This window comes from Microbacterium sp. GbtcB4, assembly GCF_019091465.1.
Classification (GTDB): domain Bacteria; phylum Actinomycetota; class Actinomycetes; order Actinomycetales; family Microbacteriaceae; genus Microbacterium; species Microbacterium paraoxydans.
In genome coordinates, this window is the sequence record NZ_JAGXJJ010000118.1 from 1 (window position 1) to 274 (window position 274).

The 274-nt window shown below is 48.2% G+C and carries 1 pseudogene; it reads left to right on the forward strand.

The annotated features are described in order from the left end of the window. A pseudogene (locus KVS71_RS17445) lies at positions 1–274 on the forward strand (glucose/galactose MFS transporter); the annotation flags it as partial.

Consider the following 274-nt stretch of genomic DNA (forward strand, 5'->3'; position numbering starts at 1 on the left):
CCTGGTATTATTTACTGCCGGCCGTTTTGTGGGCACCGCTATTATGAGAACGGTAGCGCCCAATAAGCTGCTGGCTGCTTATGCGCTCATAAACCTGGTGTTGTGTATGGTGGTAATGGCCGGTAAAGGCGCCATTTCCGTATATGCGCTGATGGCCGTTTTCTTTTTCATGTCTATTATGTTCCCAACCATATTTGCATTAGGCGTAAAAGATCTGGGCGTGCACACCAAAAAGGGCGGCGCATTCATTATCATGTCTATTGTGGGTGGTGCT